This window comes from Streptomyces sp. 35G-GA-8 (assembly GCF_023534745.1).
In the GTDB taxonomy this organism is placed as follows: domain Bacteria; phylum Actinomycetota; class Actinomycetes; order Streptomycetales; family Streptomycetaceae; genus Streptomyces.
Genome location: NZ_JAMHJQ010000011.1, coordinates 19,533 through 42,495 on the forward strand (window position 1 = coordinate 19,533; position 22,963 = coordinate 42,495).

Consider the following 22,963-nt stretch of genomic DNA (forward strand, 5'->3'; position numbering starts at 1 on the left):
CGGGATCATGAAGCGGGCTCCGTGAGAGGACGGTCCAGCGGGACGTCCGCGGTCACCGTGACCGCCGACGGGTCCAGGTCCGCGGGCGACGGCATCACGCTGCCCGGCAGCTGCACCGCCGCCGCGCCGTGGGCGACGGCGGACGCGAGAGCGTCGGGGCCTTCGCCGCCCGCCGCCAGGAAACCGGCCAGCGAGGCGTCGCCCGCACCGACGTTACTGCGTACCGCGGCGACGGCGGCGGAGCCGAAGTACGTCCCCGCCTCCGAGACCAGCAGTTGGCCGTCCGCGCCGAGGCTGGCGAGGACGGACCCGGCGCCGAAGGTCCGCAGCTCCTCCGCGGCCTTGACCGCGTCGCCCACCGTCGCCAGGGGGCGGCCGACGGCCTGGGCCAGCTCTTCGGCGTTCGGCTTGACGACGTCCGGCCGTTCCCGGAGGGCGGCCAGCAGCGAGGGGCCCGAGGTGTCCAGCGCGATCCTGGCTCCGGCGCGATGCGCGCGGGCGACCAGCTCCGCGTACCACTCCGGTGCGAGACCGCGCGGCAGACTGCCGCAGCAGGCGATCCAGGCGGCCGCTCCCGCGTGCGTACGGATCGTGGAGAGCAGCGACTCGGACTCGACGGCCGTCAGTTCTGGACCCGGCGCGTTGATCTTCGTCAGCGTGCCGTCCGGCTCGGCGAGCGCGATGTTCGAACGGGTCGCGCCGGCGACCGGCACCGGCGCGACCTCGATGCTCTGCTCCGCGAGCAGTTCGGCGACGAGCGCGCCCGGTGCGCCGCCGAGCGGCAGTACGGCGACCGTACGCCGGCCCGCCGCGGCGACGGCCCGCGAGACATTGACCCCCTTGCCGCCGGGGTCCATGCGCTCGGCCGTGGCCCGCAGCACTTCGCCTCGGTCGAGGGCCGGGACCTCGTACGTACGGTCCAGGCTCGGGTTCGGGGTGACGGTGAGAATCATGCGGCGCTCTCCTGGTCGCACGGCTACTGGTCGCACAGCTCCTGCTCGCACAGCTCCTGCTCGCATGGCTAGACGCACAGCACTTCGGTGCCCGCGGCCTCTACCGCCGCGACGTCCGAAGGGCTGAGCCCGCTGTCGGTGATGAGCAGGTCGACATCGGCGAGAGCGCCGAAGCGCGCGAAGTGCTCCTGGCCGTGCTTCGCGGAGTCGGCGAGCAGCACCACCCGCCGGGCGGCGCCGACGAGCGCGCGCTTGACCGCGGCTTCCGCGAGGTCCGGGGTGGTGAGACCGCCCTCCGGCGAGAACCCGTTCGTGCCGAGGAAGACGACATCGGCGCGGATCTCGCCGTACGCGCGCAGGGCCCAGGCGTCGACGGCGGCGCGCGTGCGGTGCCGCACCCTGCCCCCGACGAGATGGAGATCGATGCCCGGGTGGTCGGCCAGGCGGGCGGCGACGGGCAGCGCGTGGGTGACGACGGTGAGCCCGCACTCCAGCGGCAGCGCCGCCGCGAGCCGCGCCACGGTCGAACCGGCGTCCAGGATCACGCTGCCGTCCTCCGGCAGCTCGGCGAGCGCCGCGTGCGCGATACGGTCCTTCTCGTCGGCGGCGGTGGACTCGCGCTCCGCGAGATCGGGTTCGAAGTCGAGCCGCCCGGCCGGTATGGCCCCACCATGCACACGCCGTACGAGCCCGGCCCTGTCCAGGGCCTTGAGATCACGCCGTACGGTCTCGGCGGTGACCTGGAACTCCTCGGCCAGCGACAGCACATCGACGCGGCCGCCCTCGCGGGCGAGGCGCAGGATCTCCTGCTGTCGCTCCGGTGCGTACATGTGGTTTTACGTCCATTCCGTGCCCGAACCTGTGGTTTCGGCGAGACGCTACGCCAAGATTTCCAGAAAGTAAACAGATCCGGGCACGGTACGGACAGAGTCGGGCGTCAGCCGTTCTCGGCGGTCGCGCTCCCGCCGTAGTCGACGGCTCCCTCGCCGCCCTCGTGCCCGGCGGGGCCGTCGTCGTTGCCGGCGGCACCCTCGTCGGACGCGCCGCCGACAGCCCCGTCACCGACAGACCCGTCACCGACAGACCCGTCCCCAACGGAACCGTCGCCCACCGACCCGTCGCCGATCCGCGCGCCGACCGCCGCCAGCGCGGTGGTCACGGGCTGGAAGAACGTCTCGCCGCCGACCGTGCAGTCGCCGCTGCCACCGGAGGTCAGACCGATGGCGCTGCCGTCCGCGGTGAAGAGGGGGCCGCCGCTGTCGCCGGGCTCCGCGCAGACATCGGTCTGGATCAGGCCGGTGACCGTACCCTCCGCGTAGTTGACGGTGGCGTCGAGGCCGGTGACCGAGCCGTCGCTCAGCCCGGTGGTGCTGCCCATACGGATCACCGCCTGGCCCACCGTGGCCTCGGCGGCGCCGGTGATCTCCACAAGCTGTCCGTCGCCCGTGTCGACCGCGCTCGGAGCCTCGGTGGTGGCGTCGTCGTAACCGACGAACGCGAAGTCGCCCTCGCCCGGGAAGGTCGCCTGCTGGACGGTGCCCACCGGCGCCCCGCCCGCGGCGTCCGACCACGCGGCGGCGGCGACTCCGCAGTGGCCGGCGGTGAGGAAGCCAGGCGCGCCGTTGCCGTCGATGACGTTGAAGCCGAGCGAGCAGCGCGCGCCGCCGCCGAAGATGGCGTCACCGCCCGCGGCGACGGTCTTGAACTCGCCCGCGGACCTCTTGATACGCGCCGTGTCCGCGCCCAACGACCTGACCGTGGACTCGATCCGGTCCCACTCGTCGCCGGTGACGGTACGGTCCGCCGTGACCTGGATCTGGTTCGTCCTCGGATCGACGGCCCACGCGGTGCCCGGAATGGTGGCCCGCTGCCGCAATGTCGCCGCGGCGGACTTCAGTTGGGCCGTGCTGTTCCTGACGCTTCGCACCACGGCTCCCGACCTGGCGACTTCGGCACGCATATCGCTGTCGTCGCTGTCGTCGCTGTCGTCGCCGACGACATTGATGATGACCTGCTGCCTGTCCTTGTCGTAGTAGGCACCGGCGAAGGCCGGACCCAGCCGCGCGGCGATCCGCGAGGCCAAGTCCCCCGCGGACAAGGCGCTCAGAGTCTTGGGCGCCGGGGCCGGAGTGGGGTCGGATCCGGTCCCCGAGGCATTGGCCTGGGGCAGCAGAATCGCGGCCGCCACCACGGCGGCGGCGCCTCCCCCAGCGAAGACGATCTTCCGCTTGGGTATGCGTTTGTGGCTCAACTCGTGACCTCCTGTGGGGAACGGAGTCCGCTCGTCGGCAGCAGACGAAACGCGCTGGGCGCTATGGGCCTTGATACGGGGGAGACCTGAGTTGTGTTCAGCTCGGCCGTACGCGAATGACGGAGACCCGCACCTGACGCCTGCCTGGTGCGGGTCTCCGTATGCGCATGGCCACTACGCCCGAGCATCCTCCACGGCGGACTCCTCCACCTGCTGCTTCGGCCGCGCCGGCAGCGCGAACATCACCACGAAGATCGCCACCAGCACGGCGACCACCCACCACAGCGCGTGCTGGAATCCGTCCACGAAGGCCGTGCCGACCGCCAAAGGGCCGTCGGCCGAGGCGCCACCGACCCGGTCGTCGATCACGCCGAAGAACACCACCGACACCAGCCCGAGCCCCAGCGCGTTGCCCATCTGCTGGGTGGTGTTGATCAGACCGGACGCCGAACCCGCGTGCTCGCGCGGCACTCCGGACAGCACCGCGTCCGTCAGCGGCGCGACGATCAGCCCCATCCCGAGCCCCATCACCGTCAACGGCAGCGCCATCTGCCAGGCATGGATCTCCGTTCCGTACCGGCCGGCCTCCCAGATGTAGAGCAGCAGCCCCACGGCCATCGTGAGCGCGCCCGCCTGGAGCACCTTCCGGCCGAAGCGCGGCACCAGCTTCTGTACGGACAGCCCCGCCGCCACCGAGACCGCGATCGAGAACGGCACTCCCGTGAGCCCCGCCCGCAGCGGGCTCCAGCCGAGGCCTATCTGCATATAGAGCGTCCAGACCAGGAAGAAGATGCCCAGAGCGACCCCGAAGGTCAGCTGCACGGCGATGCCCGCGGCGAAGCTCTTCACCTTGAACAGCGACAGCTCGACGAGCGGCGAACCGTCCTTGCGCGTCTTCCTCTTCTCGTACGCCACGAAGCCCGCGAACACCAGCACGCTGCCCGCCATGCACAGATGGCCCCAGAGCGGCCAGCCCAGCTCGCGCCCGCGCGTGAGCGGGTAGATCAGCATCAGCAGCGCGACGACCACCAGCACCACGCCGACCAGATCGAGCCGGAGCGCCTTGGGTGCCTTGGACTCGATGATGAACTTCCGGCCGAGGAGTACGCCCGCGATCCCGACCGGCAGATTGATCAGGAAGATGGGCCGCCACTCCAGCCCGGCGATGTTCCACTGCGTCAGCAGCGCGCCGAGCAGCGGTCCCGAGACGGCGCCGAGGCCGACGATCGCGCCGAACATCCCGAAGACCTTGCCGCGTTCGTGCGCGGGGAAGGTGACATGGATGATCGCGAGCACCTGCGGGACCATCATCGCCGCCATGGCGCCCTGGAGCAGCCGTGAGCCGGCCAGCATCTCCGGGTTCGCGGCGAAGCCGCAGAGCGCGGAGGCGACCGTGAAGCCGGTGATTCCGATCAGGAAGAGCCGCTTGCGGCCGTATATGTCACCGAGTCGACCGCCGGTGATCAGTCCGGCGGCGAAGGCGAGGGCGTATCCGGCGGTGATCCACTGGATGGCCCCGAAGGAGGCGCCCAGATCCCGTTCGATGCTCGGGATGGCGATATTGACGATCGTGACGTCGACCAGGTCCATGAACGCGGCGGTCATGACGACGGCGAGGGCCAGCCAGCGACGACGGTCACCGGGCGCGGAGACCGCTCCGCCGGCGGCCGAGCCACCGGCCGAGCCACTGGCCGAGCCACTAGTGGAAGCAGAAGCCTTGTTCAGAACAGCCACAGACGTTGAGAGAGCAGGTGAAGACGCAGCAGAAGGAGAAGAGGCGGGCGAAGAACTCATGCGGACGAAGCTAGAGACCATCTAGGTCAAAACATGTCCTAGAGAGCGCGCACCATGGATCCCATGACCGACACCCCGGCGCGGCTCCTCACCCTCCTCTCCCTCCTCCAGACTCCGCGTGAGTGGCCGGGCAGTGAGCTGGCCGAGCGGCTCAGCGTCAGTCCGCGCACCATCCGCCGCGACATCGACCGGCTGCGCGCCCTCGGCTACCCCGTGGAAGCCACCATGGGCGCGGTGGGCGGCTACCGGCTGGTCGCCGGCACCGCCATGCCGCCGCTGCTCCTGGACGACGAGGAGGCCGTCGCCATCGCCGTCGGGCTGCGCGCCGGGGCGGGCCATGCCATCGAGGGCGTGGAGGAGGCATCCGTAAGGGCACTCGCCAAGCTGGAGCAGGTGCTGCCCTCCCGGCTGCGCCACCGCGTCTCCACGCTTCAGGCCGCGACGATCCCCCTCGCCCGGGGCGACGGCGCCACCATCGATCCGCGCACCCTGACGGTGATGGCCTCGGCGGTCACCGCCACCGAGCGGCTGCGGTTCGGCTACCGCTCGGGCGACGGTACGGAGACGAAGCGGCAGGTCGAGCCGTACCGTCTCGTCTCCACCGGCCGACGCTGGTATCTGGTGGCGTACGACCTCGGGCGCGAGGACTGGCGTACGTTCCGGGTCGACCGGGTCAGCGAGCCCTTCGCCACCGGCGCGCGGTTCCGCCCGCGTGAGCTGCCCACCGGGGACGCGGCGAAGTTCCTGAGCCGGTCGATGTCCCGGATGCAGCCGCGGATGGAGGTGGATGTGAGCTTCCGGGCGCCCGCGCGGTTCGTGGCGGCGAGGCTCCCGGCCCATCTCGGCGTGCCCGAACCCACCGGGCCGGACTCCTGCCGGCTGCGCACCTCGGTGAAAGACTCGCTGGAGTGGCTGGCGCTTCGACTGGCCCTGGTGGACTGCGAGTTCACGGCGCACAGTCCGGAACAGCTGACGGACTACCTGCGGGATCTGGGGGCGAGGCTCACCCGGGCTGCCGCCCCGGAAGCGGCATCGTAGGAGCCGGGACGGACACACCCCGGACAGAGGTGAGCCCCGGCACCTGGGGGGGGTTGGTGCCGGGGCTCGTTCTCGGGGGCCGACGGGTCGGCCCGTGTGTACCGCTCGGAGAGACAGTACGAGTAAGGGCGACACTACGGCTACAGAACGGCGACGTCACGCCGCCGCGTCGAAACCTGTGTCACGAGCCATCTTTTTCAACTCCATCAGCGCGTGCTTCTCGATCTGCCGTATCCGCTCGCGCGTCAGACCATGCTGCTTGCCGACCTCGGTGAGCGTTCGCTCCCGGCCGTCCTCGATGCCGTACCGCATCTTGATGATGGAGGCCGTGCGCTGGTCGAGCTTGCCGATCAGATCCTCCAGCTCCTCACTGCGGAGCAGCGTCAGCACGGACTGCTCGGGCGATACCGCGGAGGTGTCCTCCAGCAGATCACCGAACTGCGTGTCTCCTTCGTCGTCCACCGACATGTTCAGACTGACCGGGTCACGCGCCCAGTCCAGTACGTCATTGATCCGCGCCGGGTTCGACCCCAGCTCCGCGGCGACCTCCTCGGGCTCCGGATCCCGTCCGTTCTCGCGGTTGAACTCCCGCTGGACGCGCCGGATCCTGCCCAGCTCCTCCACCAGATGGACCGGCAGCCGGATCGTCCGTGACTGGTCCGCTATGGAACGCGTGATGGCCTGGCGGATCCACCACGTCGCATACGTCGAGAACTTGAAGCCCTTGGCGTAGTCGAATTTCTCCACGGCACGCACCAGGCCGGCATTGCCCTCCTGGATCAGGTCCAGCAGGGGCAGACCGCTGCGCGGATAGCGCCGCGCCACGGCGACCACCAGGCGGAGGTTCGAACGGATGAAGATGTCCTTCGCACGCTCGCCCGCGGCGACCAGCGCCTCAAGCTCTTCGTGCGAAGCGCCACCCGCTTCGCTCTTCACCTCTCCGTCGAGGATCTGCCGGGCGTAGACTCCGGCCTCGATGGTCTGGGACAGCTCGACTTCCTTTGCGGCGTCGAGCAGCGGCGTACGCGCGATCTCGTCGAGGTACATGCCGACCAGGTCGCGGTCGGCGATCTCCCCGCCTACAGCGCGAACACCGCTTGCCGCTTTCGTCCCGCCAGAGGCGGTACGACGGGCGACGGCACGGGTTGCCATGCGAGCTCCCTTACTGAACTGAGTAGGTCGCGACACCCTCCCGGGTGCCCTGCATCCGAAGGAAACAACGACTGGAATCCGGACAGAATTCCCATGCCGTACATGGATTTTGTGATCATGCAGTATGCTGCGCCGCCGCGACGGGGCAGCCGGTGCCGGGGAGAGGTTCAGAAGCCCAGGTCAGGGCGGGGATCGGAGCGAGGTTCTGAGCGAGATTCGGAGCGAGGTTCTGGGCAAGGTCACGGGCCGGGACCCGGTGGTTCCGTATCCCTGTGGCCCACATTCCTGAAGACGGCGCGAGCCCGTCTTTGGTTGCTCGACCGCTCGCCGGCCGTGCGCTCGCCTGGTGAGTCGCAGGAGCGACCGTCAGCCGAACTGCACCGATCTCTTCGCCAGGCCCATCCAGAAGCCGTCGATCACGCTCCGGCAGCTCTCCAGCTCGCCCTCCGACGCACCCAGCGTCACGAAAAGGGGGGCGAAGTGCTCCGTACGGGGGTGGGCGAGGCGGCCGGCCGGGGCCTTGTGCTCGAAATCGAGCAGGGCGTCGACATCCCGCGCCCGCAGCGCCCGCGTACCCCAGTCGTCGAACTCCGCCGACCAGCCGGGCACCCCGCCGCCCGGCTGCCGCAGCGCGGCCAGGTTGTGGGTGAAAAAGCCGCTGCCGACGATCAGTACGCCCTCGTCCCGCAGCGGCGCCAGCTTGCGGCCGATCTCCAGCAGCTTCCGCGGGTCAAGCGTGGGCATGGAGACCTGAAGCACCGGAATGTCGGCCTCCGGGAACATCTCCACGAGCGGCACATACGCGCCATGATCCAGCCCGCGGTCCGGCACGTCCTGCACCGGCGTCCCGGGGCCGCGCAGCAGCTTCCGTACGGAGTCGGCCAGGCCGGGCGCCCCCGGCGCCGCGTACTCCACCGTGTAGTAGCGCTCCGGGAACCCCCAGAAGTCGTACACCAGCGGCACGGCCTCGGTCGCGCCGAGCGCGAGCGGGGCCTCTTCCCAGTGCGCGGAGACCATCAGGATCGCCTTGGGGCGAGGCAGCGTCGCGGACCAGGCGGCCAGTTCACCGGGCCAGACCGGATCGTCGGCCAGCGGCGGGGCCCCGTGGGAGAGGTAGAGGGCGGGCATGCGCTCCGAGATGGCGTTCATGACTACTCCCGTGTCTGTTGATCCGCTTACGCCCGTCAACCGATCGCGATCGATCTGATCCATCTGATCCATCTGATCCATCTGATCCATCTGATCGATCGCGATCTACTTGAATCCTCAAGCATTCGATTCCCAGAACCCTAACCAGATCTAGTTTAAGTTTCAAGAATGGGTAGAGTGGAATATATGACCACGGCATCCACCGGCAGCGGCGCCGGTACGGGCGGGGAGCCTCGCTGGCTCAGCGACGAGGAGCAGCGCGTCTGGCAGGCGTATCTCCAGGCCACCACCTTGCTGGAGGACCATCTCGACCGCCAACTCCAGCGCGACGCCGGGATGCCGCACATCTACTACGCCCTGCTCGTGCATCTCGCCCGCGCGCCCCGGCGTCGGATGCGCATGACCCAGCTGGCCAAGGACGCCAAAATCACCAGGTCACGGCTGTCACACGCGATCGCGCGGCTGGAGCAGCACGGCTGGGTGCGGCGCGAGGACTGTCCCTCCGACAAGCGCGGACAGAACGCGTTCCTGACGGACCAGGGAAACGATGTCCTGGAGAAGTCGGCGCCGGGCCATGTGGCCGCCGTACGCCAGGCGATCTTCGACCGGCTCAGCCCCGAGCAGGTCGGCCAGCTCGGCGAGATCATGCGCGTGATGGCGGAAGGGCTCCAGCCGGAGGGTACGGGCGCGGATCTGCCCTGGCGCCGCTGAAGTACGAGGTCCCGACGTACGGCGCGCAGACGTTCTGACGTACGACGTTGTGACGTACGACGTTGTGACGTACGCCGGAGACCGAGTTGCCCCGGTACCACCGCTGAATCGCGGCGGCACCGGGGCAGTTCCATGCCATTTCCCTGCCATGGGGCAGCGGCCTTGCCGGCACGCTGCACGCTGCCCCAGGGGCGGCGGCCTCAGTGCATCGCCACCGGCATCTTGATCTCGTCCTCCGCGCCCTCGGCACCCGAACCCGAGGCGACCGACGAAGTGCCGGGACGGCCCGTGTTGATGAGGGTCACGGCGATCGCCGAGGCGACCAGCAGGATGCCGACCGCCCACCAGATCGCGCTGGAGAAGCCGGCCACCAGGGCCTGGAGCTCAAGCAGCTGCGCGTTGGTGGCCGTCGCCGCGTGGGAGGCGACATACGCAGTGGTGGCCGAGGCCGCGATCGTGTTCAGCAGCGCCGTACCGATCGCGCCGCCCACCTGCTGCGAGGTGTTCACCATCGCCGAGGCGACACCCGCGTCACGCGGCTCGATGCCATGCGTGGCAAGCGCCATGGCGGGCATGAACGCCGTACCCATACCGAGGCCGAGCAGCAGCTCCGCCGGCAGGATCAGACCGGTGTACGAGGAGCCGATCTCCAGCTGGGTCAGCAGGAGCATGCCGACGGACGCGACCAGGAAGCCGGGACCCATCAGGTACCGCGGCGGCACCCGGGTCATCAGCCGGGCGCCGATCTGTGTCGAGCCCGTGATCATGCCCACGATCATCGGCATGAAGGCGAAGCCCGTCTTGACCGGCGAGTATCCCTCGACGACCTGGAGGTAGTAGGTCAGGAAGAGGAACAGTCCGAACATGCCGATGATGGCGAGGCCCAGTGAGAGGTAGACACCGGCGCGGTTGCGGTTGGTCACCACGCGCAGCGGCAGCAGCGGAGCCTTGACCCTCGACTCGACGGCCACGAACGCCGCCAGCAGGACCACGGCGGCGACGAAGAGCGAGATCGTCGTCGCGTCGCTCCAGCCGTCGGACTCGGCGCGGGTGAAGCCGTACACCAGCGAGACCAGGCCCAGCGTGGAGAGCACGACACCGGGAATGTCCAGCGCGGAGCGGTTGCGGCCCTCGGCGGGCTCGCGGATCACGAAGTACGCGCCCAGCGCGGCCACGATCGCGAACGGGATGTTGACGAAGAACGTCCAGCGCCAGTCCAGGTACTCGGTGAGGAATCCACCGAGGATCAGACCCACGGCGCCACCGCCACCGGCGATCGCTCCGAAGATGCCGAAGGCCTTGGCCCGCTCCTTGGCATCGGTGAAGGTCACGGCGAGCAGCGACAGAGCGGCGGGAGCGAGCAGCGCGCCGAAGACACCCTGGAGTGCGCGGGCGCCGAGGAGCACCCCCTCGCCGTTGGCAGCGCCGCCGATGGCGGACGCGGCGGCGAAGCCGATGAGGCCGGTGACGAACGTGCGCTTACGTCCCCACAGGTCGGCGATGCGCCCACCGAAGAGCAGCAGACCACCGAAGGCGAGGGCGTAGGCCGTGATGACCCACTGCTTGTTGCCGTCCGATATCCCCAGATCCTGCTGGGCGGAGGGCAGCGCGATATTCACGATCGTCGCGTCGAGCACGACCATGAGCTGCGCGAGGGCGATGAACACCAGCGCTTTCCAGCGGCTGGGGTCGACGGCCGTGGCACCCGGTTCGGGGCGCCGTGTCTCGGCTGTTTTTGACATGGAGGGATCCACCTAAGGGTGCGTAAAGGCGAAAACGTACGTAAGGGCACGCGACGTTGCGTGACTTACGAAGTCATGGGGTCGAAGTCATGCGGTCATGGAATCTCTGGTACGGCCGCTGGTGCGCGAGCCGCTGGCCGCGGGCTCGGGCATGGGTCGGCGGACCTCTGAGCTGAGTGGGCCACTGGAGCCGCCGGCACCGCTCCCGGAGCTACTGGAACGGAGTGGGCTGGTGGGAGTGGGCTGGTGGGACTGGGATGGGCTACTGGGACTGTGGGGGCCTGGCCGCCGGGGTTCGCGGTCCTGGCCTGTGCGTTGGTTCAAGGGCGCGTCACGGAGCGGCGCGGCGCAGATCCTCCAGAGTCACGGCCGAGCCGGCCAGTTCGGACCTGGCGGGTGCTTCCAGGCCATCGAGGAACAGCTGGAGATGCCGGTGGACGAACCGGTCCATACCCAGGCAGCCGGTGCCAGGGAGTGGGCGGGTGAGCTGGGACAGCGCGACCATCAGATCGCCGACGGCGACATCCGTACGCAGCCTCCCGGCCTGACGCGCCCGCTCCATGAGCCCTTCGACAACCGTCTCCAGACGCACACGCTGGGCGTCCAGATCGGGCCGTTCCCTGTCGAACGTAGCGGACAGCATCGGGCAGAGCGCCCCGACTCGTTCGTCCGCCGCGGCATGCACGAAGCGGCGCAGCGCGATGAACGGGTCGGACTCCTCCGCGGCGATACGGTCCGCCTGGTCGGCGACACTCTCCATGACGGAGCGCACAACAGCGTGAACGAGGGCATACCGGTCGGCGAAGTGCCGGTAGAGCGTGGCATTGCCGATGCCGGCGCGGCGGGCGATCTCGTCGAGCGGGACGTCGGGCCCGAACTCCACGAACATCTCACGGGCCGCCGCCACGATCCGCTCCCGGTTGCGCAGAGCGTCCGCACGCGGACGGGGTGCTCGGCGCGCAGGAGTTTCGGCTGCGGTGGCGGTCACGTCGAACCCTTCCCTCGGTCGTCGCAAGCGGGGATCGCTTCCCCGCTTTCCAGAGACACCGGTGCAAACGGGGAAGCCATCCCCGGTTATTTCACTCAAACATGTGAGCTGGGTCACCCTGCTCCATTCGGTGGCGGAAACCCACGATCGGCGCACCCAGCGAGCGCCGACACGCCGACCGACGCAGGGTGATCGAACAGCGCAGTCAGTACGGCCGACTGCCGCGGACGTAAAGGGCGACCGCATGCAGCAGAGGCGTCAGATACGCGGATCCGGACACGGGGCCGGAGCCGAGGACAGGGCCGGAGCCGAGGACGGGGCCGGAACCGAGAAGGGGGCCGGGAACACCGACGGCACGGCCCGCACCCGCACCCGCAGCCGCAGCCGCACCCGCATTCCACGCGTTCGTGGCATCGTCGCCCGGGCCAAGGGCCCCCGCCGGGTCACCGCCATCGCCGGACTCACCGCGCTCACCCTCGCCGCCCTGACCACGGCGAGTTCGCCCCTCCACGCCACCCTCGCCGCCTCCGGGGGCCCGGGGCTGGCCATGAACTCCCCCCTCGGCCCGTGCCGCATCGCCTCGAACAACGCCGTACAGATGTCGGAGGGTCTGCCCACCCCGCCCGGTTACTCCCGCTCCACGGGCAAGGTCCGCGCTCTCAATCTCATGATCGATTTCTCGGACGCACCGGGCCCGGGGAAGGCGCTCGACCGGCTCTCCGAGTTCTTCCCGAAGACATCGCAGTGGTACAGAACCAGTTCGTACGGGCGGCTCGACTACCGCCCCGAGGCCCCGCTGTCGGAATGGGTACGGATGCCGCTGCCCTTCGCGGACTACGGGATCGCGCGCGGGTCACCGTACGAGCCGGGCTACCGCAAGCTGGTCGACGACATCGTGGCCGTCACCGACTCGCGGGTGGACTTCAGCGCGTACGACCTGGTCAACATATTGGTCACGCCCAACGCCGGCCCCTCGGCGCTGGACACCGTCCTGTCCGTCACCTTCTCCGGCAACGCGGACGCCCCGCAGGCGGACGGCGCCCCGCTCTCCAACACGTCCTTCGTCTACAGCCGTCAGGACGACGGCTCGGGATCGTACGCCGAGACCGGCTACCGAGTGCTGCCGCACGAGAACGGCCATGTCTTCGGCCTGCCCGATCTCTACACGATGGACGGCGGCGGCTCGGTCGGGCACTGGGACATCATGTCCGAGGACTGGGGCGCCAACAACGATCTGCTGGGCTGGCACAAGTGGAAGCTCGGCTGGCTCGACGACGAACAGATACGCTGCGCGTCCGGTGCGGGCAGCAGCGACCATGTGCTCGGGCCGCTGGCCACCACGGGCGGGCCGAAGCTCGCGTTCGTGCCGATCTCCAAGGAGTCGGGGTACGCGGTGGAGGTACGGACGCGCGAGGGCAACGACGAGGCGGTCTGCGAGCCGGGGGTCCTGATCTACCGCGTGGACTCCGCGGTCGACACGGGTCGCGGCCCGATCACCGTCGCGGACGCCAAACCGAACAGCGGTGGCTGTACGCGCAGGCCCAATGTGCACGCGGAGCTGTCGGACGCGCCGTACCGGCCGGGGCAGACCTTCACCGACCCGGACAACGGCATCAAGATCTCGGTGCTTGAGCAGGAGCCGGACGGAAGTTTCAAGATCAGGGTGAAGCGTTCATGAGGGCCGGGGCCCGTGGCCCGAACGTGAGCCTGAGCCTGAAGGTGAACCCGAACCAGAACCGGAACCCGAGCCCGTGCGGGAAGCCGAACCCGAACCGGAACCCGAACCCGAACCCGAGCGGATGTGCTCCGCCACGGGGTCCCGCAGCTCGCGCTTGAGGATCTTGCCGGTCGGGTTACGGGGCAACGGCTCCTCCTGTACGAGCACATGGGCCGGCACCTTGAACGCGGCCAGACGACGCCCGACATGGGCCCGCAGCTCCCCGGCCTCCGTCCCCGCCCCGGGCCTGATCCGCACCACCGCCGCGACCTCCTCGCCCAGCACGGGGTGGGGGACGCCGAGCACGGCTGCGTCGATGACGTCCGGGTGGGCGTGGAGTACGTCCTCGACCTCGACGCAGTACACGTTCTCGCCACCGCGGACGATCATGTCCTTGACCCGGTCCACGACGCTGACGCGCCCGTCGTCCCGTACGACCGCGAGGTCACCGGTCCTGAACCAGCCGTCGCGGGAGAACGCCCGCGCGCTCGCCGCCTCGTCCCGCCAGTAACCACGTACGAGCGACTGGCCGCGCAGGCACAGCTCCCCCACCTCCCCCTCGGGCAGGGGCCGGCCGGCCGGATCCGCGATCCGCAGTTCGGTGACGGGTGTCGGACGTCCCACGCTCGCCGGGAACCGTCGGTAGTCGGCGCCGAAGTTGGCGAGCACTCCGCCGGAGGTCTCCGTCAGGCCGTAGCCGTTACGGGCCTCGACACGCTCCCCGTAGCGGGCGGTGAGCCGGGCGACCAGATCGGGCGGCGCGGCGGCGCCGCCGGTGGCGAGCATGGTGAGGGATTCCAGCGGGTCGTTCGCGGCCGTCGCCTCCTCCAGGAGTTGGAGGGCGGTGGCCGGGACGCCCGCGAAGTGCGTCACCCGGTGCTCGTGGATCAGCTCCAGGGCCCGCCGCGCGTCCCACTTCCGCATCAGCACGAGCGTGCCGCCGACGGCCATCGCCGAATAGAGGCTGGTGAACGCCGCCACATGGAAGAACGGGAAGGTCATGAGCGTGATGGGCGCGGGACCCTGGCCGGGGATCCGCCCGCGTCCGAGGGCGGAGGCGGCGGCCTGGAAGCGCGGGTTCATGGCCGCGCCGGCCTGGGCGAGCTGCGTGGCGACGGCACCCTTGGGCCGCCCGGTCGTCCCAGACGTGTAGATGATGGTGGCGTCGTCCTCGGGCCGCACCTCGACGTCGGGGGGCGCGGCGGCGGGATCGGGGGCGGGCAGTTCCTCGTACCGCTCCGTGCGCGGGCCGATCTCGCCGTCGTAACCGTCGTAACCGTCGTGGTCGAGGTGGTCGAGGTGGTGGAAGACGACGATCCGCACCCGCTCACCGTCGCGCTGCCCCTGGCTCTGCCCCTGGCCCGCGGCCCAGCGGCTGACGCGCGGCAGCCGCTCACCGTCCACGAGCAGGACGCGCGGCGCGCAGTCGTCCAGCGCGTGCCGGAACTCGTCCTCGGTCCACCAGGCGTTGAGAGGTACGGCGATCAGCCCCGCCAACTGGGCGGCCCAGAAGGCGATCTGCCACTCGGGGTGGTTGCGCATCGCGATGACGGCGCGGTCGCCGGGGCGCAGCCCGTACGTATCGAGGAACCGGTTAGCGAGGGCGGAGGCGGCGGCGAAGAACTCCCCGTACGTATACGTCCGGTCCTCGGCCACCAGGAACGGCTGATCGCCGAAGGCCCAGGCCGGCTCGACGAACTCGCGCAGGGTGCGCGGCCCTTCGGCGTAGACGAGCGAGCCGTTCTCGGCACGTACGACGGCGAACGGCGCCCCGGGCGCGGTGAGGATGTGCGACACGGACACCTCGGGAATCTCTCCAAGCGCTTGCTCAACCGGAGGCGACGCTACTCCACCGGCCGGGGGGAGTCGATCCGGTCCGCCGCGCCCGGTCAGTCGACCTGTGTCCCACAGGTGATGTTGAGAGCGGTCGCGGTCATGGAGCGGGCGCGGTCGGAGGCGGCGAATGCGGCCACGTTCCCCACGTCCTCCAGCGAGGCGGCCCGCTTGAGCATCGTGCGCCGCTCGATGTCGTGAACGATGGCCTCGCGTCCGTCGAAGTCGGCGGGGAGCGTCTCCGCGATCCCGGCGGTCTGCAGCGTCAGCGCCCGGATCCCGTACGGCCCCAGCTCACACGCCAGTTGGCGGCGCAGCGATTCGAGCGCCTGGAAGGCGACTTGGAGCTCGCCCAGGCTGAACTCGGGCGTGGGATCGCCGTACCCCCCGAACACCAGGATCACACCGGAACGGCGCGGCTTCATATGGCGCGCGGCGGCGCGCGCGGTCAGGAAGTTCGTCCGCAGGGCGGTCACGACGGGCCGTTCGAAGTCCGCGAGCGCCATGTCCGCGAGCGGGGTGCCCTGCACATCGTTGTGCGAGATCAGATTGAACGAGATGTCGATACCACCCGCGCGCTCGACGACATCATCGGCATGTGCGTCCACGGCCCGCTCGTCGAGCGCGTCGAGTACGGCGGTCTCGACGGCGCCGCCCTCGGCCCTGATGCCCGAGGCGACGCTCTCCAGCGGCCCGGGGGTCCGGGCGGCGAGAAAGACCCGCGCCCCTTCCCGCGCGAAGGACCGCGCCACGGCGCCACCGACGGCCCCGCTGCCGCCGTAGACCACGGCGGTCTTGTTCCTGAGCAGCATGTCCGCTCTCCCACTCACATCGGAACACGACGGAACGAACGCCCGCCACATGAAACGACCGCGGCCCCACCCAAAACTCATCGCCACACCCCGCCCGCGAGCTCGCGCGAGCTGCCACCACCGAGACACCCACACCCCACGCCGACCACCTGCCGGACAACGCCACCCGCTACACTGTCTGCGGCGGCGCAGCCTCACCGGCCGCGCCACGCCTTCGTAGCTCAGGGGATAGAGCACCGCTCTCCTAAAGCGGGTGTCGCAGGTTCGAATCCTGCCGGGGGCACCAGCCAAAAGGCCCCGGACCGATCATGGTCCGGGGCCTTTTACATCTGCTTCTGACATCAACGAGGGCGGTCACTCGCAACCGGTCGCCGCTTGAGCAGCCGGTCCATGTGGCTGATGGCCTCGCGCGCTGGGTGTCCTGCACGACGTGCGTGTACACGTCCATGGTGATGCTGATCTGACTGTGCCCGAGGATCTCCATCACGACGCGGCGCGCGACTCCGGCGACCGTGGGGAGGGTAGCGGTGCCGTGGCGGGCGTCATGGAGCCGGATCACACGGAGGCTGGCAGACTCCGCGCCGCAGGTGAAGGAGCGGTAGACGTTCCGCGGCTCGACCTGGCGGCCGGTCCGGGTGGCGAAGACGTAGTCGGAGTCCTGCCACTTCTCCCTCGCCTTGCCGCGAGCGGCCGCCTGTCGCATGCGGTGCCAGGGCAGGGGCGCTACATAGAGGGCAGGCAGCGGGACGCCGCGGCGACGGCCGCTCTTCGGGTCGTCGTCGTAGAGGACGCCACGGCGGCGCTGGGTCTGCTGGCGGACGTAGAGGACGCTGTTGTCCAGGTCGAGGTCAGACCAACGGAGACCGATGATCTCCCCTCGGCGAAGGCCCATGGCGAAGGCGAGTACGAAGGCCTCGTAGAGCGGGTCTTTGCGTGAAGCGGCGGGGAAGTCCAGCGTCTCGTCGAGAGTCCAGGGCTTGAGCTCCCGATTGTCGGTGCGGGGCGGCTCGACAAGCTTGGCGACGTTGCGCGTGATCAACTCCTCACGGCAGGCAGCTTGCGGTGTCAGCTCAGGTGGTCGCCTTGTCGGTGACGGATGGCGGGGGCACCGGTACGGCTCCGAAGGTCGAGCACCGGGACCAGTACGCGGGGCACGGCCGAGGGCTGGGCATGGTCAGCGTCATCGCACACCGGGTCGTGGTCCACGACAGCGACGGCGGTCACACGGTCACCGCGGAACTCTTCACGGACCTACGCCGAGGAGGGCACACGTGCTGAGCGTCACGACCAACCGCGGGTTCTGGTGCGAGTGCTGGACAGAAGGAGTGCACGGGCAGTTGCCTCCGGCTCTGTTCGGTTCCTTCGACGTGTACTCGGAGCGCGAGGCGGACAACTGGGTGTCGACGATCCTCCGCACCATCTCACCCGCCCTCGGCACCGACGCTTTTCAAGAAGCGTGGGAACGGCTCTACAACCATCGCATCGACACGAGACGAGCGCTCTTGCGCAGGGACCCTGGGCGGTGTCCGTCACCCACGTCAGCACACGCATCACCTGGACAGTACGGCCAGCACTCTTCGTGCCGATGGCACACCGCCAATGCGGGAAACTTCCTTCTTTCGCTCACGAGTTCAACCCCCAGCAGACCAAAATCGGCCGATGGTCCTCATTAAGGTGCTTGCATGACGGAGACAGACGGGAAAAAACGCAGGCCCAGACAGCTTGGTGAGCTCACCGACGTCCACGACTTCCTGGAGGAAGTCCGACTCCGTCCAAACATGTGGGTCCGTGGTAGTTCATTGCAGCACCTGGACTCCATGCTCACGGGCTACCGCATTGCCCTGGGCGTCCACGACACCGCGGAGCCGTTCGACTTCTGGAACCCCGGCAGGACGGGCCGCTTCTCCGAGTGGCTGTGTCAGCGGTTGAGCCGCCAATCCTCCCTCGGCTGGGCAACAGAGATCGAGCGCGAGGCGGAGCAAGCCGGCATACCTGCCATGGAGATGTTCTTCGAGTTCCTAGACGAGTTTCGCGCCGCTCATAAGCAGCTTCCCGGCGAACCGGAGCTCGACAGCCACAGCGCAGCGGAGCCCCAACAGCCCCTTGCCACAGACTGAGTTACAACTTTCTCTACTGGTTCAAGCCCCGGCTGCGCTCCGCCGGGCGCGCTCCCGGCTCCGCTGCGGGCGCCGCTCCTGCCTTCGGCCCGCTCCGCCCGCACTGCGCCGACGCGCGCCCACGAATGGGAAGAGGCCGGGCTATGGGTGGCAAGCATCGCACGATCGAGGCCGCGGTCAGAGCCTGTGCCTCCAGCGGGGGATCGGCCGGCACCGGGATGGAGGGGGCGCCGTTGCCGGGCGCGGGCACGTTGTGGCCTGCGCGGGGAGCTCCCATCCTGTCCACCGCCGACCCAGGCAGAGCCGAGCAGACGCGGCCCAGGGCGTCCAGGTCGTTCGTACAGTGGCGCGCTCCACCTCGCCCTGAACCACGCCCGCTCCACGGTGTGTGGGTCGACGGCGGACGGGATGGGAGCTGGGGTGAGTGGTGGGTTAACGCAGTGAATCAGTCCGCGATCCTGAAGCTACTGAGTGCGCACCATCACGGTTTTCGTGAATCGGCGGTCCGCCCGGTACTGAAGCGGACCGCCGTCGGCGCTTAGAACTGGCTCACCCAGGTGATGATCCGCTCGGCAAAGTCCTGACCGAAGACCTTGCGGGCCCCACTTCTTAGGCCAAATGCAGCAGCACCGAGAAGTCCGCTCGGGGCACGGTGCCTCGAAGAGAAGGCACGGACAGCCGTCCACGATGACTTCCAAAAGGGGTCCCGGCTCGACGCAGGGACAGGCTGCCCCCTAATCCGCACCTGGGGCCGGCGCGGCCGCACACCGGTGGTGCGGGTCACCGCCGCCAACACCAAGCGGGTGTCGAATCCTGCCGGGGCACAGAGAAACACCAGGCCAGAGGCCCTTCCGTCCAGACCGCGGAGGGGCATCTGTGCTTACAGCATCCATGCAGCAGGTGCGGAGGAGCGGGCGCTGCCGCAGGGGGTAGACGTACGCAACCTTGAGGCCCTCTCGACGGTCGGTGACGTTGCGCTTACCGTGTGTCGAGTTGGATACCGGGAGTGTGCTGGCCTCTGGGGGCGGGATGCAGCGCAGGGACGGGTTTCGGCGAATCGTCAGCGAGTTTGGTGCGACGTGCAAGCAGGCATTGCTGCACGGGCAGAAGGAAGCCGCGATACGAAGGGCAGTGGAGACACTTCTTGTCGACGCGGCGGGCGTGTTGGGGCTACGGGCTGTCCTGCACGCCGAGGTCGCGATCACCGCGCACCGTATTAGACCCGACCTGGCAGTGCGGATCGGGAAGTCACCGCGCAACATCGTCGGCTATGTCGAGCTGAAAAGCCCAGACAAGAACGTGATCCATCCTGGCGGGCTGAACCAGCGCGACCGCCGTCAGTGGGAGGGCATGGCGAAACTCCCCAACTTGATCTACACCAACGGCCAGACGTGGATCATGTACCGCTCGGGCCGGCAGCACGGCGACACCATTCACCTTGACGGCGATCTGCGCACCGCCGGCTCTCGCTTGCGGCTGCCGGCTGTCAGTGAGGCCGCCTTCGAAGCAATGCTGATCGCGTTCCTCAGCTGGCAACCGCACCCGCTGACGTCCATGCGGGAAGTGGTCGCCCATGTAGCTCCTCTGTGCACTCTCCTGCGTGACGCCGTCCACGACCGCCTCGACGCCGAAGCCGGCCTCTCACGTCACCAACGCCCGTTCACCGACCTGGCATCCACCCTTGAGGTCGACCTCTTCCCGACCACGGACGACCGGGACAAACGGGCGGCCTTCGCTGACCGCTACGCCCAGTCCGTCACCTTCGCTCTCCTGCTCGCCGGCTCCGACACCACCGGCGACAGCGACAGCGCATTGGCCGGTATGAGTCTGCACGAAGTAGGCAGGCGTCTGGGGGCGGAGCACTCCGTCATGGGCCGCGCCCTGCAGATTCTCACCGACCAGGTCGAGGGAGAATTCCGCGACAGCCTCGACATGCTCGTACGCGTCATCGACGCCATCGACTGGAGGAGTGCCCTGGCCGGCGAACCCGGCTTCCACATCCATCTCTACGAGCACTTCCTGCAGGAGTACGACGCCGACTTGCGCAAGGACTCCGGCACCTACTACACGCCGGCACCGCTGATGACGGAGATGATCCGCCTTGTTGATGAGGTGCTGGCCACCACGCTGGACTGCCCGGACGGCTTCGCCGACCCCGGTGTGTCCATCATCGACCCCGCCATGGGCACCGGCACCTTCCTCACCGGCATCATCGACCTCGTCGCCCGTAAGCAGTCCGAAGGCGGCAACGAAGGCTTCCGCGCCGAATCCGTACAGGAACTAGCCGGCCGACTGATCGGTTTCGAGAAACAGATGGGCGCCTTCGCCGTCGCCCAGATGCGTGTCGGGCAGATGCTGCGCCATCTCAATGCCCGGGTCCGGCTGCACGACATGCGCCTGCACTTGGCCGACACCCTCGCCGATCCCTGGCGTCCCAGCGAACTCTTTGATCGATACGGCGCCTTGTGGGGGCCCTTACGTGATGACGCCGAAGCAGCCAGCACCATCCAGCGCGACGGACGCATCACCGTTGTCATCGGCAACCCGCCCCACCGCGAACAGGCAGAAGGCCAGGGCGGATGGATCGAAAAGGGCTCACCTGGCCGCGGTGACCCACCTCTGGACGCCTTCCGGCTACACGGTGCCGCAGGCGTGTACGAGAACAAACTGAAAAGCCTGTGCACCTACTTCTGGCGCTGGGCCAGCCACAAAGTCTTCGACCAGCACGACGACCACCGCCACGGCGTCGTCTGCTTCGTCAGTACAGGCGGATTCATCCGCGGAGCCGGATTCCAGGGCATGCGCTCCTATCTGCGGCGCACCTGCACCGAGGGCTGGGTCATCGACCTCACCCCCGAAACCAAAAGACCCCCGCTCAACAGCCGCTTCTTCCCCGGTGTCCAGCAGGAGTTAGCCATCGGCATCTTCGTCCGCCGGCAGGGTGAGCGACACGAGGAACTGGCCCCGGTCCACTACACAGCCGTCCACGGCACCCGCCAGGGCAAAGAACAGCAGCTGCAGCACCTGCACATCGGCGGTCCTGGCTGGCGTACCTCCCGCCCTGCCGAGCCCGCCCCCTTCACGCCCGCCTCCATCAGCGGCTGGGATACCTTCCCCGCCCTCACCGACCTCATGCCCTGGTGCAAACCTGGCGTCACCACCAATAGGAACTGGGTCATCAGTCCTTCCAAGATCACCTTGCGCCTACGCTGGGACCGCGTCATCCAAGAACGCAACCCCGCCGCCAAACAGGCCCTGTTCAAGAAAACCCACAGCCGTACTCTCGATCGAGAAGCCCCCCAAATCCCCGGCCACCCCCACCCCGCGATCCTCCTTCGTGACGAGCGCGGTCCCTGCCCGACACCAGTACGTATCGCCCGCAGAGCCCTGGATCGTCAATGGCTCATACCGGATGGCCGCCTCATCGACCGCGCACGTTCCGAGCTGTGGCAGGCCGACATCGACAGCCAGATCTACGTCATCGAGCAGCATGCCCAGCCCTTGCAGACAGGTCCGGCACTGCTGTTCACCGCCCTCGTCCCCGATGTGCACTACTTCAACGGAAATGGCGGCCGCGTCCTGCCGCTCTTGCACGCTGACCACACACCCAACATCGCCCCGGGACTGTTACACCACTTCGCCAATTCCTACGGCCTCCAAGAAGTCCTCGCCGAGGACCTGCTCGCCTACATCGCCGCCATCACCGCCCACCCCGCCTTCACCGAGCACTACACAGACGACCTCAACTCCCTCGGCGTACGCATCCCTCTGACCGCCGACCGCGGCCTCTGGCACGAGGCCATCTTCCTCGGACGCCACATCCTGTGGGCGTCCACCTTCGGTGCACGCTGCATCAACCCCGAAGACGGCCGCCCGGCAGGCACATCGAGCTCCTGGCGACGCCTACACCCCGAGATCATGTACGCCCGAGAAGTCGCGCCCGACACGCTTCCTTCCGCGATCAGCTACGACAGCGAACGCCAGCACCTGGTTATCGAGGGCGGCATCTTCACCGGTGTCACGCCACGTATGCGCAACTACACCACCGGCGGGCGCAACGTCCTCGACAGCTGGCTCGGCTATCGCAGCGACCGCACCGCCGGCAAAATCACCAGTGAACTCGACCGCGAGCGCCCCGAACACTGGGAGCCCGATTGGAGCAGGGAACTCGTAGAAATCCTTGCCGTGCTCAGCCACCTCACCGCCATGGAACCGCAGCAGGCAGAGCTACTCAACCGCATCGTCGCCGCACCCTTGATCGACGTCGCTGAACTCACCCGACGCCGCGTCCTCCCGGTACCCGAGCACTCCAAGCACGCTCACACGGGTGCGGATCACACGTTCCTGCCCGGCATGGAAACAGTCGATGGCCAACCGCCAGAACCCGTCGCCCCCCTTTCCCTCCCAGACGATCCCCCAGGTAGCGCGCTGCCCACGCAGCACTCACCTGTGCGGCCCAACCCACACACTCGACGGCGCCGCGGCCCCGCCTGATCCGTGGCGCCGGCAGTCAGTTCGCATTCGCTTTCGGACTGCATCCGCATTTGCTCCCATGGTGGAAGGGCATAGAAACTGCTGAGAAGCCTCCATCCAGAACGCATTCAGCACACATGAGAACGGGAAGCCCCGCGAACACGTGAGAACTGGGGAGGGATGTCTCCCCAGGCCAGGCACCCTGCAGCCGACGTTCCCGCAGGCCACAGCCT

At 68.7% G+C, this 22,963-nt stretch carries 15 protein-coding genes, 1 tRNA gene and 2 pseudogenes; 7 read left to right on the plus strand and 11 right to left on the minus strand.

Going from position 1 to position 22,963, the window contains the following annotated elements; all coding sequences use genetic code 11:
* Nucleotides 1-5: 5 nt before the first annotated feature.
* The 4 genes from pfkB to M1203_RS24930 all read right to left on the minus strand — a co-directional run bounded on the left by pfkB (nt 6) and on the right by M1203_RS24930 (nt 4,998).
* On the minus strand, nt 6-953 hold the full coding sequence (gene pfkB / locus M1203_RS24915) for a 1-phosphofructokinase (RefSeq protein ID WP_249952036.1): 948 nt from the start codon (nt 951-953) through the stop codon (nt 6-8).
* Nucleotides 954-1,021: 68 nt separating this feature from the next.
* Nucleotides 1,022-1,783, minus strand: a complete 762-nt coding sequence (locus M1203_RS24920) for a DeoR/GlpR family DNA-binding transcription regulator (protein ID WP_249952037.1) — start codon at nt 1,781-1,783, stop codon at nt 1,022-1,024.
* 107 nt (nt 1,784-1,890) lie between these two features.
* Nucleotides 1,891-3,204 (minus strand): S1 family peptidase, encoded by a 1,314-nt coding sequence (locus tag M1203_RS24925; RefSeq protein ID WP_249952038.1) that lies wholly within the window; start codon nt 3,202-3,204, stop codon nt 1,891-1,893.
* Between the two features lie 174 nt (nt 3,205-3,378).
* Entirely contained in the window at nt 3,379-4,998 is a 1,620-nt protein-coding gene (locus M1203_RS24930) for an MFS transporter (protein WP_283959010.1), read from the minus strand.
* 63 nt (nt 4,999-5,061) lie between these two features.
* Between M1203_RS24930 and M1203_RS24935 the strand changes: the two genes are divergently transcribed.
* Nucleotides 5,062-6,036 carry a YafY family protein gene (locus tag M1203_RS24935; RefSeq protein WP_249952039.1) on the plus strand — a complete coding sequence of 325 codons (975 nt, stop codon included), beginning with the start codon at nt 5,062-5,064 and terminating at the stop codon, nt 6,034-6,036.
* Between the two features lie 156 nt (nt 6,037-6,192).
* Here M1203_RS24935 and M1203_RS24940 read toward each other — a convergent pair whose 3' ends face one another.
* Nucleotides 6,193-7,188: an RNA polymerase sigma factor RpoD/SigA gene (locus M1203_RS24940; protein WP_249952040.1), complete on the minus strand. Its 996-nt coding sequence runs from the start codon at nt 7,186-7,188 to the stop codon at nt 6,193-6,195.
* A gap of 366 nt (nt 7,189-7,554) precedes the next feature.
* On the minus strand, nt 7,555-8,337 hold the full coding sequence (locus M1203_RS24945; protein ID WP_249952041.1) for a dioxygenase: 783 nt from the start codon (nt 8,335-8,337) through the stop codon (nt 7,555-7,557).
* A gap of 177 nt (nt 8,338-8,514) precedes the next feature.
* Here M1203_RS24945 and M1203_RS24950 point away from each other — a divergent pair, with 177 nt between their 5' ends.
* A complete protein-coding gene (locus tag M1203_RS24950) occupies nt 8,515-9,048 on the plus strand; it encodes a MarR family transcriptional regulator (RefSeq protein WP_249952257.1) in 534 nt (177 codons plus the stop codon).
* A gap of 200 nt (nt 9,049-9,248) precedes the next feature.
* Here M1203_RS24950 and M1203_RS24955 read toward each other — a convergent pair whose 3' ends face one another.
* Nucleotides 9,249-10,790 carry an MFS transporter gene (locus tag M1203_RS24955; protein ID WP_249952042.1) on the minus strand — a complete coding sequence of 514 codons (1,542 nt, stop codon included), beginning with the start codon at nt 10,788-10,790 and terminating at the stop codon, nt 9,249-9,251.
* A 331-nt stretch (nt 10,791-11,121) separates the two neighbouring features.
* Entirely contained in the window at nt 11,122-11,778 is a 657-nt protein-coding gene (locus M1203_RS24960; RefSeq protein WP_249952043.1) for a TetR/AcrR family transcriptional regulator, read from the minus strand.
* Nucleotides 11,779-12,022: 244 nt separating this feature from the next.
* On the opposite strand from M1203_RS24960, the gene M1203_RS24965 reads away from it, so the two are divergent.
* A complete protein-coding gene (locus M1203_RS24965) occupies nt 12,023-13,456 on the plus strand; it encodes a M6 family metalloprotease domain-containing protein (RefSeq protein WP_249952044.1) in 1,434 nt (477 codons plus the stop codon).
* Here M1203_RS24965 and M1203_RS24970 read toward each other — a convergent pair.
* Nucleotides 13,451-15,298, minus strand: coding sequence for a class I adenylate-forming enzyme family protein (locus M1203_RS24970; protein WP_249952045.1), 1,848 nt, complete (start codon nt 15,296-15,298; stop codon nt 13,451-13,453). The genes M1203_RS24965 and M1203_RS24970 overlap by 6 nt on opposite strands.
* A gap of 86 nt (nt 15,299-15,384) precedes the next feature.
* Entirely contained in the window at nt 15,385-16,140 is a 756-nt protein-coding gene (locus M1203_RS24975; protein WP_249952046.1) for an SDR family NAD(P)-dependent oxidoreductase, read from the minus strand.
* A 210-nt stretch (nt 16,141-16,350) separates the two neighbouring features.
* Between M1203_RS24975 and M1203_RS24980 the strand changes: the two genes are divergently transcribed.
* Nucleotides 16,351-16,426 (plus strand) — tRNA-Arg (locus M1203_RS24980).
* A 55-nt stretch (nt 16,427-16,481) separates the two neighbouring features.
* Here the strand turns inward: M1203_RS24980 and M1203_RS24985 are convergent.
* Nucleotides 16,482-17,197, minus strand: a pseudogene (locus tag M1203_RS24985) (tyrosine-type recombinase/integrase); the annotation flags it as partial.
* Between M1203_RS24985 and M1203_RS24990 the strand changes: the two are divergent.
* From M1203_RS24990 to M1203_RS25005, 3 genes and pseudogenes are all read left to right on the plus strand, one after another.
* Nucleotides 17,197-17,418, plus strand: a pseudogene (locus M1203_RS24990) (ATP-binding protein); the annotation flags it as partial. The pseudogenes M1203_RS24985 and M1203_RS24990 overlap by 1 nt on opposite strands.
* Before the next feature lie 404 nt (nt 17,419-17,822).
* Nucleotides 17,823-18,257: a hypothetical protein gene (locus M1203_RS25000; protein WP_249952047.1), complete on the plus strand. Its 435-nt coding sequence runs from the start codon at nt 17,823-17,825 to the stop codon at nt 18,255-18,257.
* Nucleotides 18,258-19,286: 1,029 nt separating this feature from the next.
* Complete coding sequence (locus M1203_RS25005; protein WP_249952048.1) at nt 19,287-22,751, plus strand: type ISP restriction/modification enzyme; 3,465 nt, start codon at nt 19,287-19,289, stop codon at nt 22,749-22,751.
* The last annotated feature ends 212 nt before the right edge of the window (nt 22,752-22,963 follow it).

Coding starts and splice junctions, on each gene's coding strand:
- pfkB (WP_249952036.1), bottom strand. CDS start 953: ATGATTCTCACCGTCACCCCGAACCCGAGCCTGGACCGTACGTACGAG.
- M1203_RS24920 (WP_249952037.1), bottom strand. CDS start 1,783: ATGTACGCACCGGAGCGACAGCAGGAGATCCTGCGCCTCGCCCGCGAG.
- M1203_RS24930 (WP_283959010.1), bottom strand. CDS start 4,998: ATGAGTTCTTCGCCCGCCTCTTCTCCTTCTGCTGCGTCTTCACCTGCT.
- M1203_RS24935 (WP_249952039.1), top strand. CDS start 5,062: ATGACCGACACCCCGGCGCGGCTCCTCACCCTCCTCTCCCTCCTCCAG.
- M1203_RS24940 (WP_249952040.1), bottom strand. CDS start 7,188: ATGGCAACCCGTGCCGTCGCCCGTCGTACCGCCTCTGGCGGGACGAAA.
- M1203_RS24945 (WP_249952041.1), bottom strand. CDS start 8,337: ATGAACGCCATCTCGGAGCGCATGCCCGCCCTCTACCTCTCCCACGGG.
- M1203_RS24955 (WP_249952042.1), bottom strand. CDS start 10,790: ATGTCAAAAACAGCCGAGACACGGCGCCCCGAACCGGGTGCCACGGCC.
- M1203_RS24965 (WP_249952044.1), top strand. CDS start 12,023: ATGCAGCAGAGGCGTCAGATACGCGGATCCGGACACGGGGCCGGAGCC.
- M1203_RS24975 (WP_249952046.1), bottom strand. CDS start 16,140: ATGCTGCTCAGGAACAAGACCGCCGTGGTCTACGGCGGCAGCGGGGCC.
- M1203_RS25000 (WP_249952047.1), top strand. CDS start 17,823: ATGACGGAGACAGACGGGAAAAAACGCAGGCCCAGACAGCTTGGTGAG.
- M1203_RS25005 (WP_249952048.1), top strand. CDS start 19,287: ATGCAGCGCAGGGACGGGTTTCGGCGAATCGTCAGCGAGTTTGGTGCG.